The sequence below is a fragment of the Streptomyces sp. NPDC004065 genome (assembly GCF_044903565.1).
Taxonomy (GTDB): domain Bacteria; phylum Actinomycetota; class Actinomycetes; order Streptomycetales; family Streptomycetaceae; genus Streptomyces.
This window is the reverse complement of the sequence record NZ_JBJDQT010000025.1, coordinates 37,267-51,692: the sequence shown is the minus strand read 5'-3', so window position 1 is coordinate 51,692 and position 14,426 is coordinate 37,267. Positions and strand designations below refer to the sequence as shown.

At 71.4% G+C, this 14,426-nt stretch carries 17 protein-coding genes and 1 pseudogene; all 18 read left to right on the top strand.

Features of this window, described 5'->3' with window-relative positions; all coding sequences use genetic code 11:
- The first annotated feature begins 24 nt into the window (after positions 1-24).
- The 18 genes and pseudogenes from ACI2LW_RS24350 to ACI2LW_RS24265 all read left to right on the top strand — a co-directional run bounded on the left by ACI2LW_RS24350 (position 25) and on the right by ACI2LW_RS24265 (position 14,425).
- Positions 25-783, top strand: coding sequence for a hypothetical protein (locus tag ACI2LW_RS24350; RefSeq protein WP_061916690.1), 759 nt, complete (start codon positions 25-27; stop codon positions 781-783).
- Positions 780-983: a hypothetical protein gene (locus ACI2LW_RS24345; RefSeq protein ID WP_365154886.1), complete on the top strand. Its 204-nt coding sequence runs from the start codon at positions 780-782 to the stop codon at positions 981-983. Before ACI2LW_RS24350 ends, ACI2LW_RS24345 begins: the two co-directional genes overlap by 4 nt.
- Positions 984-1,258: 275 nt before the next feature.
- Complete coding sequence (locus ACI2LW_RS24340) at positions 1,259-1,642, top strand: hypothetical protein (protein ID WP_382103170.1); 384 nt, start codon at positions 1,259-1,261, stop codon at positions 1,640-1,642.
- A complete protein-coding gene (locus ACI2LW_RS24335; protein WP_390655100.1) occupies positions 1,639-2,442 on the top strand; it encodes a DUF317 domain-containing protein in 804 nt (267 codons plus the stop codon). The genes ACI2LW_RS24340 and ACI2LW_RS24335 overlap by 4 nt, the downstream gene beginning before the upstream one ends.
- 29 nt (positions 2,443-2,471) lie before the next feature.
- The gene (locus tag ACI2LW_RS24330; RefSeq protein ID WP_389579177.1) at positions 2,472-2,828 is read left to right on the top strand and encodes a hypothetical protein; all 357 of its coding nucleotides are present in this window, start codon (positions 2,472-2,474) and stop codon (positions 2,826-2,828) included.
- A complete protein-coding gene (locus tag ACI2LW_RS24325; protein ID WP_404733335.1) occupies positions 2,819-3,640 on the top strand; it encodes a DUF317 domain-containing protein in 822 nt (273 codons plus the stop codon). Before ACI2LW_RS24330 ends, ACI2LW_RS24325 begins: the two co-directional genes overlap by 10 nt.
- A 74-nt stretch (positions 3,641-3,714) precedes the next feature.
- The gene (locus tag ACI2LW_RS24320) at positions 3,715-4,239 is read left to right on the top strand and encodes a hypothetical protein (protein WP_404733334.1); all 525 of its coding nucleotides are present in this window, start codon (positions 3,715-3,717) and stop codon (positions 4,237-4,239) included.
- A pseudogene (locus ACI2LW_RS24315) lies at positions 4,236-4,583 on the top strand (DUF317 domain-containing protein); the annotation flags it as partial. The gene ACI2LW_RS24320 and the pseudogene ACI2LW_RS24315, both read left to right, overlap by 4 nt.
- A 58-nt stretch (positions 4,584-4,641) precedes the next feature.
- A complete protein-coding gene (locus tag ACI2LW_RS24310) occupies positions 4,642-6,435 on the top strand; it encodes a type IV secretory system conjugative DNA transfer family protein (RefSeq protein ID WP_383318671.1) in 1,794 nt (597 codons plus the stop codon).
- Positions 6,432-6,890, top strand: a complete 459-nt coding sequence (locus ACI2LW_RS24305; RefSeq protein ID WP_404733333.1) for an XF1762 family protein — start codon at positions 6,432-6,434, stop codon at positions 6,888-6,890. Before ACI2LW_RS24310 ends, ACI2LW_RS24305 begins: the two co-directional genes overlap by 4 nt.
- A 181-nt stretch (positions 6,891-7,071) precedes the next feature.
- Complete coding sequence (locus ACI2LW_RS24300; RefSeq protein ID WP_061915769.1) at positions 7,072-7,668, top strand: hypothetical protein; 597 nt, start codon at positions 7,072-7,074, stop codon at positions 7,666-7,668.
- A gap of 262 nt (positions 7,669-7,930) precedes the next feature.
- The gene (locus ACI2LW_RS24295; RefSeq protein WP_365602308.1) at positions 7,931-8,332 is read left to right on the top strand and encodes a hypothetical protein; all 402 of its coding nucleotides are present in this window, start codon (positions 7,931-7,933) and stop codon (positions 8,330-8,332) included.
- A 99-nt stretch (positions 8,333-8,431) separates the two neighbouring features.
- Positions 8,432-9,172, top strand: coding sequence for a tryptophan synthase subunit alpha (gene trpA / locus ACI2LW_RS24290; protein ID WP_244162719.1), 741 nt, complete (start codon positions 8,432-8,434; stop codon positions 9,170-9,172).
- The gene (locus tag ACI2LW_RS24285; RefSeq protein ID WP_058082611.1) at positions 9,165-9,641 is read left to right on the top strand and encodes a hypothetical protein; all 477 of its coding nucleotides are present in this window, start codon (positions 9,165-9,167) and stop codon (positions 9,639-9,641) included. The genes trpA and ACI2LW_RS24285 overlap by 8 nt, the downstream gene beginning before the upstream one ends.
- 97 nt (positions 9,642-9,738) lie before the next feature.
- Complete coding sequence (locus ACI2LW_RS24280; protein WP_404733393.1) at positions 9,739-10,602, top strand: hypothetical protein; 864 nt, start codon at positions 9,739-9,741, stop codon at positions 10,600-10,602.
- Positions 10,599-11,870, top strand: a complete 1,272-nt coding sequence (locus ACI2LW_RS24275) for a DNA cytosine methyltransferase (RefSeq protein WP_404733332.1) — start codon at positions 10,599-10,601, stop codon at positions 11,868-11,870. The genes ACI2LW_RS24280 and ACI2LW_RS24275 overlap by 4 nt, the downstream gene beginning before the upstream one ends.
- Complete coding sequence (locus tag ACI2LW_RS24270) at positions 11,870-12,988, top strand: DnaB-like helicase N-terminal domain-containing protein (RefSeq protein ID WP_404733331.1); 1,119 nt, start codon at positions 11,870-11,872, stop codon at positions 12,986-12,988. The genes ACI2LW_RS24275 and ACI2LW_RS24270 overlap by 1 nt, the downstream gene beginning before the upstream one ends.
- Before the next feature lie 66 nt (positions 12,989-13,054).
- On the top strand, positions 13,055-14,425 hold the full coding sequence (locus ACI2LW_RS24265; protein ID WP_404733330.1) for a DUF317 domain-containing protein: 1,371 nt from the start codon (positions 13,055-13,057) through the stop codon (positions 14,423-14,425).
- Position 14,426: the final 1 nt, after the last annotated feature.

Here is a 14,426-nt window from a genome sequence, read left to right as displayed (position 1 = left end):
CCCCTGCAACTGCCCAAGGACACCATGCACGACCACGACACCTCCGAGCACCTCGCCTCGTACGCCGACGTCCTCGCCGGTGAACTCCCCGATACCTGGACCAGCACGCACCTGACAGCCGATGCCAAAGACGACCTCGCCGAACTCGCCGACCGGATCTGGGACCTGGACCTGGTCGCCGCCTCCCTCGGCGAGCACCCGCTGACGCAGGCAGCCGTCCTCAGCCGCCCCGACGGCGCCCAGCTCGTCCTCCTGGACCGGCACGACGGACGCGACGGCTTCCTTCTCGCCGCGGTCGCCCCGCGCGCCCTGCCCGACGAGGCGTACCGGGCTGTCCCTGAGCCCAACGGCGTCGCCCTGGCAGACGACCCGTTCCTGAGTGCCGAGCAGGTCGCTGGCGATCTGCTCGCCCGCTACGACCGTGCGCTCACACAGGTCCGGCACAACGCCCTGGGTGGCATCCAGCCCTCCCAGCCGGACCGGATCGTCCTGACCTGGCAGCCGGACGGCAGCGTCGCCACCGCCCCCGCCGACGACCGGGCCGGCACGATCCTCGTCGCCCACGGCTTCATCCAGGACCCGCAGAGCGGCATCTACCGCCTGGGGGGTGACGACACCCAGGTCCAGGCCCGCGCCCTGCGCGAGATCGGCCCGCGCCTCGACGCGCTCGGCATCGGTACCGCCCTCCAGCACCCCGCCGGACGGACCGCGCCTACCTCAGCCCCGGCATCCATGCCGCCGACCCCGTCCGGCACCCGTACGCCAACCGCCAGGACTCGATGAACCAGGCGGAGGCCGACCTGGGCATCCCCGCCCTGCTCCTGACCGGTCATGACGTCAAGTGCACGCCCGGCGTCTTCGACGAAGCCGCCTGCCGGCTGGCCATGCACGGCCTCCGCACCAGAGCGGCCCGTCCCGCAGCGCAGCAACCGGCACCGGACGGCTCCCCGTCGCACTCCGCACCGGCCCGCCGTACCCCGTAAGACGCCCGAACGGCCCCGGCACCACGCCGGGGCCGCCCAGCACACCGCCCGACTCCCGGAGAAACCCGTAGCACCCCGCACACCCCCACCGATCAGCAACCGGCTCAAGCCCCGGCTCGCCACAGCCCTGTTCCGCCGCTATCTGCGCGCTTGCATACCGACCGGTCCCGACCACACCTCCCCGCTGACCGGCGCCCGCCCGGAGGGCGTCCTCACCGAGTCACAGCGCGTCGGGCAGCGCCACCACCACTGACCGTTCACCGCCCCGGAGGAGCATGTCCCACCCCGCCCCCTATCCGGTGAGACTGGCCGACGAGATCACCCGCCAGCTCGGCCAGCTCGCCGACCACCTCTCGCAGCTTCCCCCACCCCAGGCCGCGCAGATCATCGCCCGCGTTCTCGACCCGGACGCCGGAGTCCTCGGCGGCGTCACTCACCTCGTCGCCACCGGAAGCGTGTTCGCCAAGGACCAGGCAGAGCGCGGCGCGCTCCCCGCGGAGGTGTGGCTCGCTCTGGGCCGTGCCTCGAACGAACTACACGACATCACCCTCGACCTGGACGAACACAAGGACGCCCTGGCGCACGTCAGCACCCAGCCCGCCACCACCGCGGCGAAGCGCCCAGTGCCCGCACCGCTCGTGGTCCGGCGGCGCCGGTGAAGAAGAAGCAGTGGCAGGGCTGGGGGCCCGGCGAGCAGGCCGAGCAGCACTACCTCGTCCAGCCCCGTGCCCTGGCAGGCGGCGGCGACGTCCGGCACGTCTCGGAGTTCCTGCGCGCCTCGGGCTGGCGGGACAAGTCCAAGACCGGCGGCCCCTTGTTCATGGAGAGCCCGGACCGGACCGTCCGCGTCGCCTACGACCCTTACGTCCTTCCCGGCGGCTGGACCATCCACGGCCGGGCAGACGGGGCCAGCGGCGAGTGGTCGGCGCACCTGGGCCGTCAGGCCCCGGTAGAGATCGTCGCCGGCCTGACCGACGCCCTCACCCGTCCCCGCTCCGCACACGCCCCCAACGTCTGGGCTCCACTGCAGGAGCAGAACTGGCACACGCGTTTCGAGGGCGAACACTACGTCGCGACCAGCCCCGATGGCACCGCCTGGATGCAGTACCGCCAGAACCCCGACGGGGCGGCGATGTGGTGGAGCGGAGCGCAGGACAAGCAAGGCAACGGCTGGACGGCCCACTTCACGCCGAACACCCCGATGCACCTCGTGCAAGCCTTCTCCACCGAACTCGCCAGCCCCGACCCCGTGATGCGCCCGCGCGGACGCGTACCCCACAGCGCGCAGATCCGCACCTGGTCGGTATCCGTCAAGCCCTCCCAACTCAGCGCCTGGCAACAGGCCCGCATCACGGCCGCCCGAGCCGCCACCTGGGCCCGCAACAGCGCCCGAAGCACCAGACCGCGCACCACCGCCCGCGCCCACGCCGCCGCCGACGGCACACGAACCCGCCGCTGACCACGACACCCACCACCCCGAGGAGCCCGATGCCCGCACTCACCCCGGACACCATCCGCGCCGCGACCGACACCCTGTGCCGCCTCACCGAATACCTGCGCGAGAACCCCGACCCCAAGGAGGCGCTCGCTCTCGTCGAGCCCCTCCTCGACGAATACACCGGCCTGCCCATCCAGCTCGGCGACACCCTGCGCGCCCTCGCCCGCGCCGTACAGAGCCACCCGAACACACCGCGCAGCGAGAAGATCAGCGATCTGGTCACCGAGCTGCGTGCCGCAGCGTGGGTGCAGACCGACCAGTACATGCTCCACTACGTCCTGGACGAGCTGCGCAAGGTGATCGTCAGCGCCGCCTCGAGCGAGCCGGGGTGCGGCCGGTGCCGCTGAGCGAACGGCAGCTCGCCGAGTTCGCCGACAAGCACGCCTGGCGGATCCCCTTCGACACCAGCCCCCGCCACCTCGCCGGCCCCGGGGATGCCCGCCACGTCACCCACGGCCTGGCCGCCGCCGGATGGAGCGCCGTCTCCGACCCGTTGAGTGCCGAGATCGTCCTGCGCAGTCCCGACCTCCGCCACAGCCTCCAGTTCGACCCGCAGTCCGCCACCTCTGCGTGGTGGCGGCTGCGAGCCGAGCCCACCGACACCGAGCCCGGCTGGTACGCCGAGTTCGGTGAACTCGTGCCCGCCGAGGTCCTCGCCGGCTTCACCGACGCCCTCATCGCCCCGCCGCCACAACAGCCAGACCCGTGGCAGCCGGTGACCTCGGCGGGCTGGCACCGCGACTCGGACGGTACGGCGCGCTCGCCGGACTCCATGTGCCACATCGAACTGCGCCCGTTGAGCGAATTCAGTGGCCGGTCGTCCTGGCACGTTGAGACCTGCGAGCTCGGCGACGGGCAGTTCCCCGGCCCGCGCATCTGGCACGCCTACTTCGACGAGGACGTCCCCGCCCACCACGTCGGATCGTTCCTCACCGCGTTGGCCGACCGCAGCCCGCTCCAACGCGGCATGTGGGACCGCACCGGCCACTACAGCGCCGTGCAGGAGCCCAGCCCGCTGCGCCCGCAGCAGGTGGTCGACGCCCACAGCGCCCGTATCGCGTCGCTCCGTGCCCGGGCACGCTCCACGCGGCGCCAGCAGACGAAACCCGCGACGCCCCCGGCGCAGGCCCACACCGCCCAGCCGGCCGCCCGCCGCTGAACCGACAGGACCCCTTTCTCATTTCCGCCGATCCCCGTGCCCACCGCGCCCTCCTCCGTCACCTCGACCATTACGTGAGCGACAGCAAGAAGATCCTCGACGCCTGGGACGCCTACTCCGACGAGCACACCGACCTCGACGGCTGGCCCTACGACGACCACGCCTACGGAAGGCGCGCGAGCCAGCGCGACGCCGACACCGCCGAGGCATTCGAGCCGCTCCGGTACGGCGTCCGTCACCTGCTGGCCACGGCCGAAACGCAACTGGCCCACCTGCCGGAGACCAACGTGCAGAGCCGCTGGGTCTACCAGCTGGGCGTCCTGCGCGACGCATTCGACCGACTCGACGAACTGCACGAGCAATGGCTGGTCACCCGCGACGCCCTCCCCGCCACCGCCAAGCCCGGCACCCCGGACTTCGACGACGCACTCGCCGCACATCACGCCGAATCGTGGAGCTACCTCGACGACTGGGCCACCCACGGCAAGGCGCTCCGCGAGATCAACACGGCCGCCCGTAAAGCCCCTTCACCCCTGGCTCCCACACCGACACCGGCCCCGGCCACCGCGCCCGACCGGCGAGCTACGGCACGGAAGTGAGCACGCCCCCGACTCCCGAGACCGTCGAGGTCGACTTCATCACGCCGCGCCACCTGGTCGGCGGCGGTGCCCCCGCCTGGATCACCGTCCCCCTGCACCGTGCCTGCGGCTGGAGCCACGGCAACGACCCCCTGATGCCCCGCGTCCTGCTCTCCAGCGCGAACCAGAAGGCCCTCCTGCGCCTGGAACCCGACCCCGACGGACAGTGGTGGACCCTCAACCATGCGGCGGAGGCGGACCGGCCCGCCTGGTACGCGAGCTTCGGCGCCCGCACCCCGGTCGAACTCATCGCCGCCTTCAGCGACGTCCCGCCGGCAACTCCAGGCCCGCCGGGCCCGCCGCCGGCCAGGAACAGCCGCAGCCGCTGAATGCCCCGCCCCCGCCCGGAAGGCACGTAACTCTTTGCCCCCCACCTCCTCCAACAGTTCCACCGACGGGTACGACATCGTCCTGCGCCTCCTGATCGGAGTCGCAGCCGTCGTCGTCCCCCTGTCCCACCTCGCCTGGCTGTCCGGCAACATCACCGCCTACCTCACCGGAGGCGGCTGGGCGCCGTACCAGCCGACCACCGCCCTGCTCCACCCCCAGCGCCTCTGGCCCCACGCGGGAGAAACATCCCTGCTGATCGGGGCACGCATCGTTCCCGTTCTCCTCCTCCTGGCCCTCGGGACAACAGCGGGCATCCTGTGGGCCCGGCACAAGAACCGCAGCGGCGGCCGGAAGAAGAAGATCACCGGCATGGCCAAGGCCCGGGACATCGAACCGCTGATGGCCAAGGCGATCACCGACAAGGCCCGTTCCCTGCGCCCGAGCCTGAAGGACGCCAAGCACATCGAGGCCCGGGACACCGGCATCCTCCTCGGCAACCTGCAGAACACCAAGCACGAGGTGCGTATGGGCTACGAGGACGTGGCCGTCGCCATCATGGCGCCCCGCTCGGGCAAGACCACCTCGCTCGCGATCCCCTCCATCCTCGCCGCGCCCGGCCCGGTCCTGCTGACCTCGAACAAGGCCGCCGGCGATGCGTTCACCGCCACCTACGACGCCCGCGCCGCGGTGGGACGGGTGTGGTCGATGGACCCGCAGCAGATCGCGCACGCCGCACGCGAGATGTGGTGGAACCCCTTGGCGGACGCCAAAACGTTGGATGGCGCCGGGCGGCTGGCCGGCCACTTCCTCGCCGCCTCCGTGGACGCCTCCCAGCAAGGCGACTTCTGGTCCAAGGCCGGATCCAACATCCTCGCCCAGCTCTTCCTCGCCGCGGCCCTGGACGAGCGGCCGATCACCGACGTCATGCAGTGGCTGGCCTTCCCCGCCGACCGCACCCCGCTCGACATCCTCCGCGACCACGACTTCACCGCCGTCGCCGCCCAGCTCAAGGGCACCGTGGAAGGACCGCCGGAAACCCGGGACGGCATCTACGAGACCGCCCGCCAGTACGCCGCCGCGCTGCTCAACAGCGAGATCGCCGCCTGGGTCACCCCGCAGAAGAACGTCCCCGAGTTCAGGCCGTCCGAGTTCGTCACCTCCACCGACACCCTCTTCCTGCTCAGCAAGGACGGCGGAGGCGGAGCCTCGGCGCTGATCGCGGCGTGCGCCGACTCGGTGATGCGGGCCGCGACCGCCCAGGCCGAACGCGCCGGAGGACGCCTCGACCCGCCCATGCTCGCGATCCTCGACGAGGCCGCCAACGTGTGCAAGATCTCGGACCTTCCGGACCTGTACTCGCACCTCGGGTCGCGCGGCATCATCCCGATCACGATCCTGCAGTCCTACCGCCAGGGCCAGAAGGTCTGGGGGGACGCCGGCATGGACGCCATGTGGTCCGCCTCTACCGTCAAGGTCATCGGCTCCGGTATCGACGACCCCGACTTCGCGGACAAGCTGTCCCGCCTGATCGGCGACCACGACGTCGAGACCACCTCGACCTCGCACTCCGAGTCCGGCAAGTCGACCTCGGTGTCGATGCGACAGCAGCGGATCCTTCCCGCCGACGAGATCCGCGCCCTGCCCAAGGGCACGGCCCTCTGCTTCGCCACCGGTCTGCGCGCCGCCATGCTCGACCTGCGCCCGTGGTACCAAGAGCCCGGCGCGGCAGAACTGTCCGCGGCGTCCGACCGCGCATCCAAGGCGATCACCGCCCGGGCCATCGCCAAGCACGCACCGGTCCAGTCCGACTTCGGGCCCGCCGCGTGAGCGAATCGCGCCTGCACCTGGTGCCCGTCCGCTCTCGGGACGCCAAGGAGTTCGTCCGCCTCTGGCACCGGCACCACCCGCCGCCCGCCGGACAGATCTTCTCCCTCGGTGCCGCCGACGAGCCCAACATCCTGCGCGCCGTGGCCGTGGTCGGCCGCCCTGTCGCCCGCCACTTGGACGACGGCACCACCCTCGAAGTCACCCGCACCGCCAGTGACGGCACACGCAACGCCAACTCCTCGCTCTACGGAGCTGCTTGGAGAGCGGCCAAAGCGCTCGGATACCGGCGGCTGATCACCTATACGCAGGCAGGGGAGAGCGGAGCCTCGCTGCGCGGCGCGGGGTGGCGCGTCCTGGCCCACCGTCCTCCAAGGCCGGGCTGGCACACGCCGTCCCGGCCGCGGACGGACCGCGGAACCTCGCAGATCGCTCGCACACTGTGGCAAGCGCCCTGACAAGACACGCTCATCGGCACCTATGCATCCCACGAACGCGACGACATGACGTCCGTCAGCAGCGCTGGACGCGGTCATCGCCGCGGCCGTCCCGCTCGGCAGGCGCGGTACCACCACGTGCAGGCTCGCCGGGCCCGCTGAAACAGCCACCAGATCCCGTTCCCCGATCCCCTGGACCACCGTGTCTCTTTTGGACATCCCCGATGTGTTCATCGGGTCCACCGACGACGGGCACACCTTCGTCATCATCAACCGCCGCATCCACGATGCCGACCGGCTGCTGACCGAGGCCGGGTTCCTCGCCCGCGAGCACCTCGGCCGCACGCTCTACCTGCTCCCCCCGGGCACTGCCCAGGACGCGCACGATCGCGCCGGGGTCGCCATGTACGGGCTCCTGGCCCACACCCACGACCTGATCGATCTCTGCTGGACGACCCGCTGGAGCCCCGGCAGTCCCGTCGCCGATCCGGAGATTCGTTTCCACTTCTGTGACGGCACCGTGGCGGTGACGGCCAGGACCGCCGCCGCCCGTTCCCTCTTGGAACGGCACGGCTTCACCCCGAACGGCTCTTCCTATCGGCCGCCGGACGGACTAGACGAGCGCCGCCTGCTCGGCGCTGTGACAGCTGCCGAAACCCACGCCTACACCCACGGTCTCAGTGTCCGCGTCGACCTCGGCATCCCCACGCCGTCCGACATCCCTCCCGCTCCCCGCCGCCCGTCAGCTGCCGCCCCCGGCTCACCGACCACGCCTGCGGCCCGCCGTCGCACCCGCTGACCCCACGCGGGGGGTCGGGGTGTGAACGATCGTCGAGCCGCGGCCAAGGGCGCGCGGCGGTACACACCTTCGCACTCCAGCCGTTGACCGCTTTCCCTCTTGGAGTCTTGCCACGTCATCCGACACCCCGAGCGCGCATGACCTCGCCTGCGCGCTTGCCGACCAGATCCGCCCCGGCGCTGCTCCCCGTGACGTGGTCGTCAGTTTCAGCGTCCGCCGACAGGCGGCAGCCAAGTACGATCACGGCTCCTGCGGCGGCCCCGTGACGGTCTTCGCCCAAGCACTGCACGCCCGCCTCTACGGCCTTCCCACGGACGACGATCCGCTGCCCACTGCCCTGGACGCGCTCCTGCAGGCCACTCACACCGCGACCGCCCCCGAGCAGCAGACCGCGATCCTGCAACAGCTCGCCGAGCAGCTACGCAACGCCACCGAGATCATCCAGCGCTACCAGTACCAGGCCCAATGGGACCGGCTCCCCGACAGCGTCGCCGAGCAGCTCCGGGACGCCCACGACCAGGCCGAGCAGGTCACCAAGACCCTCGACGCCGTCGCCCCCGCCTTCAGCAGCCAGCCCGCCGCGCCCGTGCCGCCTGCCGCGCAACCGCGCCACACCGCCAGCCCACCCGCGCCCACGACTCCACCGGCCGGGCGCCGCCGCTGACCTCCGGCGACAGCCCACCCGCCGGGAAAGGCAGGCTCCAACCTGGCCACCGCCGATCCCCTCCACACCCGCCTCACCCAAGGACCCCGTGCGCTGGGCGTGTTCGTCCCCGCCGGCCTGTACCCGGCAACCGCACAGCGCCAGCACCTCGACCAGCTCGCGCAGGCAGGTGCCGACCTGTTCGAGGTCGGCCTGCCCACCGAGGACGCCGCCCTCGACGGCCCCGTCATTCAGACCGCCTACCACCGCGCCCTGCGCAGCGGAAACGCCCTCGACCACGCCGTGCGCGCCGTCGAACACGCCGCCAGCCTCCGGCCGACCGTTGTCATGACCTACTGGGAGCCCGTGAGCCGCCACGGCCCCGCGTACGTGGCCCGCCTGTTCGCCGACGCCGGCGCCGCCGGCGTGATGATCGTCGACCTGCCCGCCCACCAAACGGCCCGCTGGCACAAAATCGCACGAGCGACGGGCCTTCGCACCCCACACCTCATCCCGCACACCACCCCTGACCCCCTCCTCCCGGCCGCGGTCGCCGGCGCCTCCGGATGGCTCTACGCACCCGCCACCACGGCCCCCACCGGCTACCGAGGCCCGCTCGACATCCCCGGACTCGCCGGCTTCACCCAGCGCCTACGCGCCGCGAGCCCACTGCCCGTGGTCTCGGGAGTCGGGATCTCCACCCCAGCCCTCGCCGCACGCGTCGCCCCGCTGGTGGACGCCGTCGTCATCGGCACCCCCGTCGTCCGCGCCCTGGCCACCGACCCTGCCCAAGCCCCGGACCTGACGGCCGCGTTCGCCCGAGCCCTGCACCCGACCACCCTCACGGAGACCCGTGCCTGATCGCTCTGATCGCTCCACCCTGACCGAGGCCCTCGACCGGATCGTGGCCGACGCCCTTGTCCTGCACCGAGCCCTGCGCACCAACGCCATCGGCCACGCGCACGCACTGGCCGCGCGGATCAACGACGCCCAAGACCTCGCCAGCGCCGCCCTGCGGCTGTTCCTCGACCTCGCCCAGCACACGCCGCACACCACGGCCGGGAAGCTGCTGCTCCTCGACCACATCGCGCAGATCGCCAAGGCCGCCCAGGACGCAAGCGCCGAACTGACCGCAGCCCTCGCCCGCGCCGTGGAGAACCAACGCCGCCGAGCCAACGCCACGAAGGGGCCGGCCATCCTCATCCGCCCCTCACCACAGCAGTTCATCGAGTCGGCCACCGACCTCCTCGACCGCATCCCCACCCTCCACCACGCCATACACCGCGACCGGCTAATCCCGCCCAGCCGGCTGACGCACCAGCCTCATTGAGGGCGCGCCCCCCATTTCCCCATCTCCAGGACAGACCATTTCAGATCAGCCTCAATTCCGTGCCCTTTCCCTGGGCGCGGGAGTTCAGTCCAGCACCCTGCTCGCCCTTTCCGCCGAAGGGATCCTCCCGAAGGTCGACCACGCGATATTCGCCGACACCGGATGGGAACCCAAAGCCGTTTACGCTCACCTGGACCGACTGGAACAGGAGATAGCCAAGCCCGCCGGCATACCGGTCCTCCGCGTCTCAGCCGGAAACATTCGCAGCGACGCCCTGAATCCGGACCACCGCTTCGCCTCCATGCCCCTGCACATCCTGAACAAGGACGGGCGGCCCGGCATGACCCGCAGGCAGTGCACCGGCGAATACAAGGTGAAACCAATAAAGCAGAAGGTACGCGAACTCCTCGGACACCCCTACCCCTCGCGCATCCCCAAGGGCGTGTTCGTTGAGCAGTGGGTGGGGATCTCCACCGACGAGTTCCACCGCGCCAAAGACGCCGACGTGAAATACATGCGCAACCGGCATCCACTCCTGGACCTTGGCTGGAGCAGAGCGGACTGCGTTCGTTACCTGACCTCGCTCGGGCTGGCGAAGACACCGAAATCGAGCTGCCTGGGATGCCCGTTCCACGGAAATGCGCAGTGGAGGCACATCAGGGACACATCCCCTTCCGAGTGGGCGGACGTCGTCGAATTCGATGCGGCCATCCGGCAAGGCAATGCCCGCGCCAACGCCTCGGGCAGCCGACTGCTCGGCGAGGCGTTCCTGCACCGCTCCCGCGTCCCGCTGAGCCAGGCGGGAATCGACCACGTCACCGCCGCCGAACGGGCAGCACTGCGCATAGACGCGGACGAAGCCGACGCGCTGGAGAACGGCGTCGTGGACGGCTGCTCCCCCTGGGCGTGCCGCGGGGACACGGACGTTCTCACCCGCGACGACTTCGGGCTGGCCACGTGATACTCGACCTCTTCGCGGGGCCGGGCGGCTGGAGCAGGGCACTGGGCGTCTTCGGTGTGCGCGACGTCGGCCTGGAATGGGACGAATGGGCCTGCAAGACGCGCGTGGCCGCCCGGCAGTTGACGATCCGGACCGACGTGGCCATGTATCCGACGTGGCCCTTCCTCGGCCGCACGCGCGGGCTGATCGCCTCCCCGCCGTGCCAGGCATGGAGCATGGCCGGCAAACGCCTCGGCCTGCTCGACCAGCCGCTGGTGCACACGGCAGTGGAGGACCTCGCCGCCGGACGCGACACCCGCGAGCGCCTCCTCGCCGCCTGCCGCGACGAGCGCTCCCTACTCGCGGCCGAGCCGATGCGCTACCTGCATGCCCTGAACACGGTCGGCGAGCCCGAGTGGGTCGCGATGGAGGAAGTGCCGGACGTCCTGCCGCTGTGGAAGCAGTACGCGGCCGTTCTGCGGTCCTGGGGGTTCTCGGTCTGGTACGGGATCCTCAACGCCGCCGACTTCGGCGTTCCACAGACGCGCAGGCGAGCGATCCTGCTCGCCTCCCGGGTCCGTACGGCACAGCCTCCCGCCCCCACGCACGCCCAGGTCGCCGAGCCTGACTCGCTGTTCGGTCCGGGCCGCGCCCGCTGGGTCAGCATGGCAGAGGCCCTGGGATGGGGCGCGACTGACCGGCCCGTTCCCACCGTCTGCGCTGGCGGCGGGCCCGGCGGCGGACCCGAACCGTTCCCTTCGGGCTCCCGCAAGTCGCTCTCCGACGCCCGGGAGCGCGGCACCTGGATGCCCAGGCCGGACGGTGTTCTCCTGCAGTCCCGCCGCGAAGGAACTGGCTGGAAGGCACGGCACGGCGCACGGCAGAACCGTGCCGCCGACGCTCCGGCGCCGACGTTCACCGCCGATGCCCACCGCTGGTCCTGGTCCCTGCGCAGCAACAACCAGGCCAACGCCACCGTCCGCCCGCTGTCCGAGCCGGCGGGCACGCTGTTCTTCGGGCACCGCGCGAACGAGTGCACCTGGGTCGCCGAACCAGCCTCGCCTCCGACCGACGACACGGACACGTCGGCGGTGCCGGAGCCGATCCGGATCACCGCCCGCGAGGCCGGTCTCCTGCAGACCTTCCCCGCCGATTACCCCTGGGCCGGCAACAAGGGCCAGCAGTTCTCCCAGATCGGCAACGCCGTGCCCCCGTTGCTCGCCGGCCACCTCCTCGCCCCGCACCTCGGCGTCACCCTCGACCCCGACGACTTCACCCTCGCAGCCTGATGCCCCACGTCCCCGAACCCGAAGAAGACGACCTCGACGCCATCGCACCGCCGCAGCCGGTATTCCACGTCGAACAGGCCCTCCTCGGCGCCCTTCTCCTGGATCCACACCGTCTCAGCGACGTGACCGGCATCGCCGCCGACTCCTTCTCCACCCCCGCGCACGCCGCCCTGTTCGCCGCCATCAGCACCTTGCCTCCGCCCGACCCCGCCGAGCACGCGAAGAACACCAAGTGGCTCGACCAAGTGCTCGCCACGGGGCGCGAGCAGGCGCGCGAACTGACCGCCTCCTACCTGCACACCCTCGTCCAGGTCTGCCCCTGGCCCCGCCATGCACCGGCCTACGCCAGGATGGTCGAGGCCGAACACGCCCGCCGGCGCCTGCAGACGGCCGCCGAACGCCTCACCCAGATTGTCAACGACGCGTCCCTCCCGCACCCAGTCGAGACAGTGCTCGCCGAGGCCGACGCGCTCGCCGCGGTCGTGGACGACATCACGAGCCGCTTCCCGCCGCGCGCCGGAGTGCTCCCCCGCACCGCGGCACCGCCGCCGGCCATCACCACCGACCACACCGAGGCAGCCGAGGAGGAGCAGCTGCTCCTCGCGACCGCCACCGCCCACCCCGCCGACATCGAGTCCGTCCGGTGGCTGCTCCCCGACGACCTCACCCGGCCCCTGCACGCCGGCCTGTGGCAATGCCTGACCGCCCTGGCCCGCCGCCGCGAGCCCGTCGACCCCGTCACCGTCCTATGGGAAGCCCAACAGCGCGGCCTGCTCGACAACGCGAGTGAACCCAGCAAGGTGCTCCGCCTACTGGCTGAACCGGCCGGATCCGTGGAGCACTGGGCCGAACGCGCCCTGCAGCGCTCCCTCCTAGCCACCGCCGACCACGCCGGCCGGCGCATCTCGGCGTACGCAGGAGACCCGGCGAACACCCCGTTCCAGCTTGTGGTCGGCGCCCGCCGCTCCCTCGCCGACATCAGGGCCGTGCGCACCCGCTGGCAGCACGCCACCGGAACTGTCCCGCCACCACGGCCGCGGCCGGCACCTGCCACTCGCGCCGGTCCGCCGACCACGACGGCCGCTCACGCCGCCCGCGCCGCGCGAGCAACCCGATAGCACCCCGCACACGCCGGTGGCCGGACCCGAAGGCCCGGCCACCGGCAGAAGAGACGACACCCCCACGTGACTCCCCCTATCGACGCCCACGTCCGCCTCGACACCCACCCCACCCATCCCAGCGCCGTGACCGCCGTCCTGACCGGCAGTCAGGCCCGCATTGCTCTCATGGCTCTGGAGGCAGCCGACTGGACCGTCGCAGCTGACAACGTCCTGGTCCTGGCCCGCATCGACCACGAGGAGCCCTACTGGGCCAGGGGCGCAGCCAAGCACCTGTCCGCCGACGGCATCACCGTCGAAATCACCCCTCGACTCCGGGAGGCCATGGACGAGGAATGGACCTGGGCGAACTATCCGATGCCGTGGTGCACCCGCAGCGAGATCCGCGAGGTCTCCAACCAGGCGCAGAAGATCCACGACGACATCCGCCACGGCCATCTCCTCATCCACGCACACGCCCACGACGGCCACACCACCGTCGCGGTAGGCACGTACCTCCACCGGGGCGGTAAGTCCGTCTACCTCCACGGCGAGGACCACCTGCGCCAGGTCGCCGACACCTTCGACTCACCCACTCAGGCCCTGCTCGCCTTCGAGAAGGTCCACGGCACCGACATGCGCCCCGGTCCGGCACCTCTGACCGACGCCGAGCGCGCCGCCGTCGAGGCCCGCGCCACCTTGGACCTCGGTGCAGCGAAACCCGGGCCTCACCGCCCGGAGCCGGAGACTGTCCCCGTCTACCTGGCCGATGCCGGCGACCACGACGCCCTCCTCGACTCCTTCCTCGACAGGCACGGCGAGTTCGAGAAGTGGCGGACCTGGTCAGATGACACGACCCACGCCATCCACGAGTCGCAGACCCTGCGCATCGAGCGCGTCCACGAGACCCCGGCCCACGAGACCGCCTGGACCGTAGCGGCCTATGAGACGCCCGTCTCCGACCGCATGTGGGTCCTCACCGCGACCGGCGCCACCCCCGCCCCGGTGCTGCAGGATCTGCTCACCCACCTCGCTGACGGCGACGGCTGGGACACGACCACCGGCGTCCCGGTGGACGAGAAGATGGTCACCGCGGCCACCCAGCCGCTCTCCGACGCCGGATGGAAGCACACCGTGGACGGGCGATGGATCCGCTGGACATCCCCCGACGGGAACGTGGGCGTCCAGTTCGACGCCTTCACAGCACAACACCCGAATCAGAACCTGGCCACCTGGACCGTCTGGGCCGGCCCCGGACCGGACCGGCCCACCTGGGCCATCACCGCGTCCCCGCACACCCCGCCTTCACTGCTGGCCGGCCTCGCCGAAACCCTCGCCCACGAGACCGGCACGCACCAGGCACAGCCTGCGGGCCGCGAACACAGGACCAGCCTCGCTACCAGTCCCCCGGCCACGCCCATGTTTACGGCCGACCCAGCCGTCAGCCGTTCACGCTGAT

What these genes read in the sequence shown, in the direction of transcription:
- ACI2LW_RS24270 (WP_404733331.1), top strand. Translation starts at nt 11,870, where the DNA reads ATGCCCCACGTCCCCGAACCCGAAGAAGACGACCTCGACGCCATCGCA.
- ACI2LW_RS24345 (WP_365154886.1), top strand. Translation starts at nt 780, where the DNA reads ATGAACCAGGCGGAGGCCGACCTGGGCATCCCCGCCCTGCTCCTGACC.
- ACI2LW_RS24340 (WP_382103170.1), top strand. Translation starts at nt 1,259, where the DNA reads ATGTCCCACCCCGCCCCCTATCCGGTGAGACTGGCCGACGAGATCACC.
- ACI2LW_RS24330 (WP_389579177.1), top strand. Translation starts at nt 2,472, where the DNA reads ATGCCCGCACTCACCCCGGACACCATCCGCGCCGCGACCGACACCCTG.
- ACI2LW_RS24350 (WP_061916690.1), top strand. Translation starts at nt 25, where the DNA reads ATGCACGACCACGACACCTCCGAGCACCTCGCCTCGTACGCCGACGTC.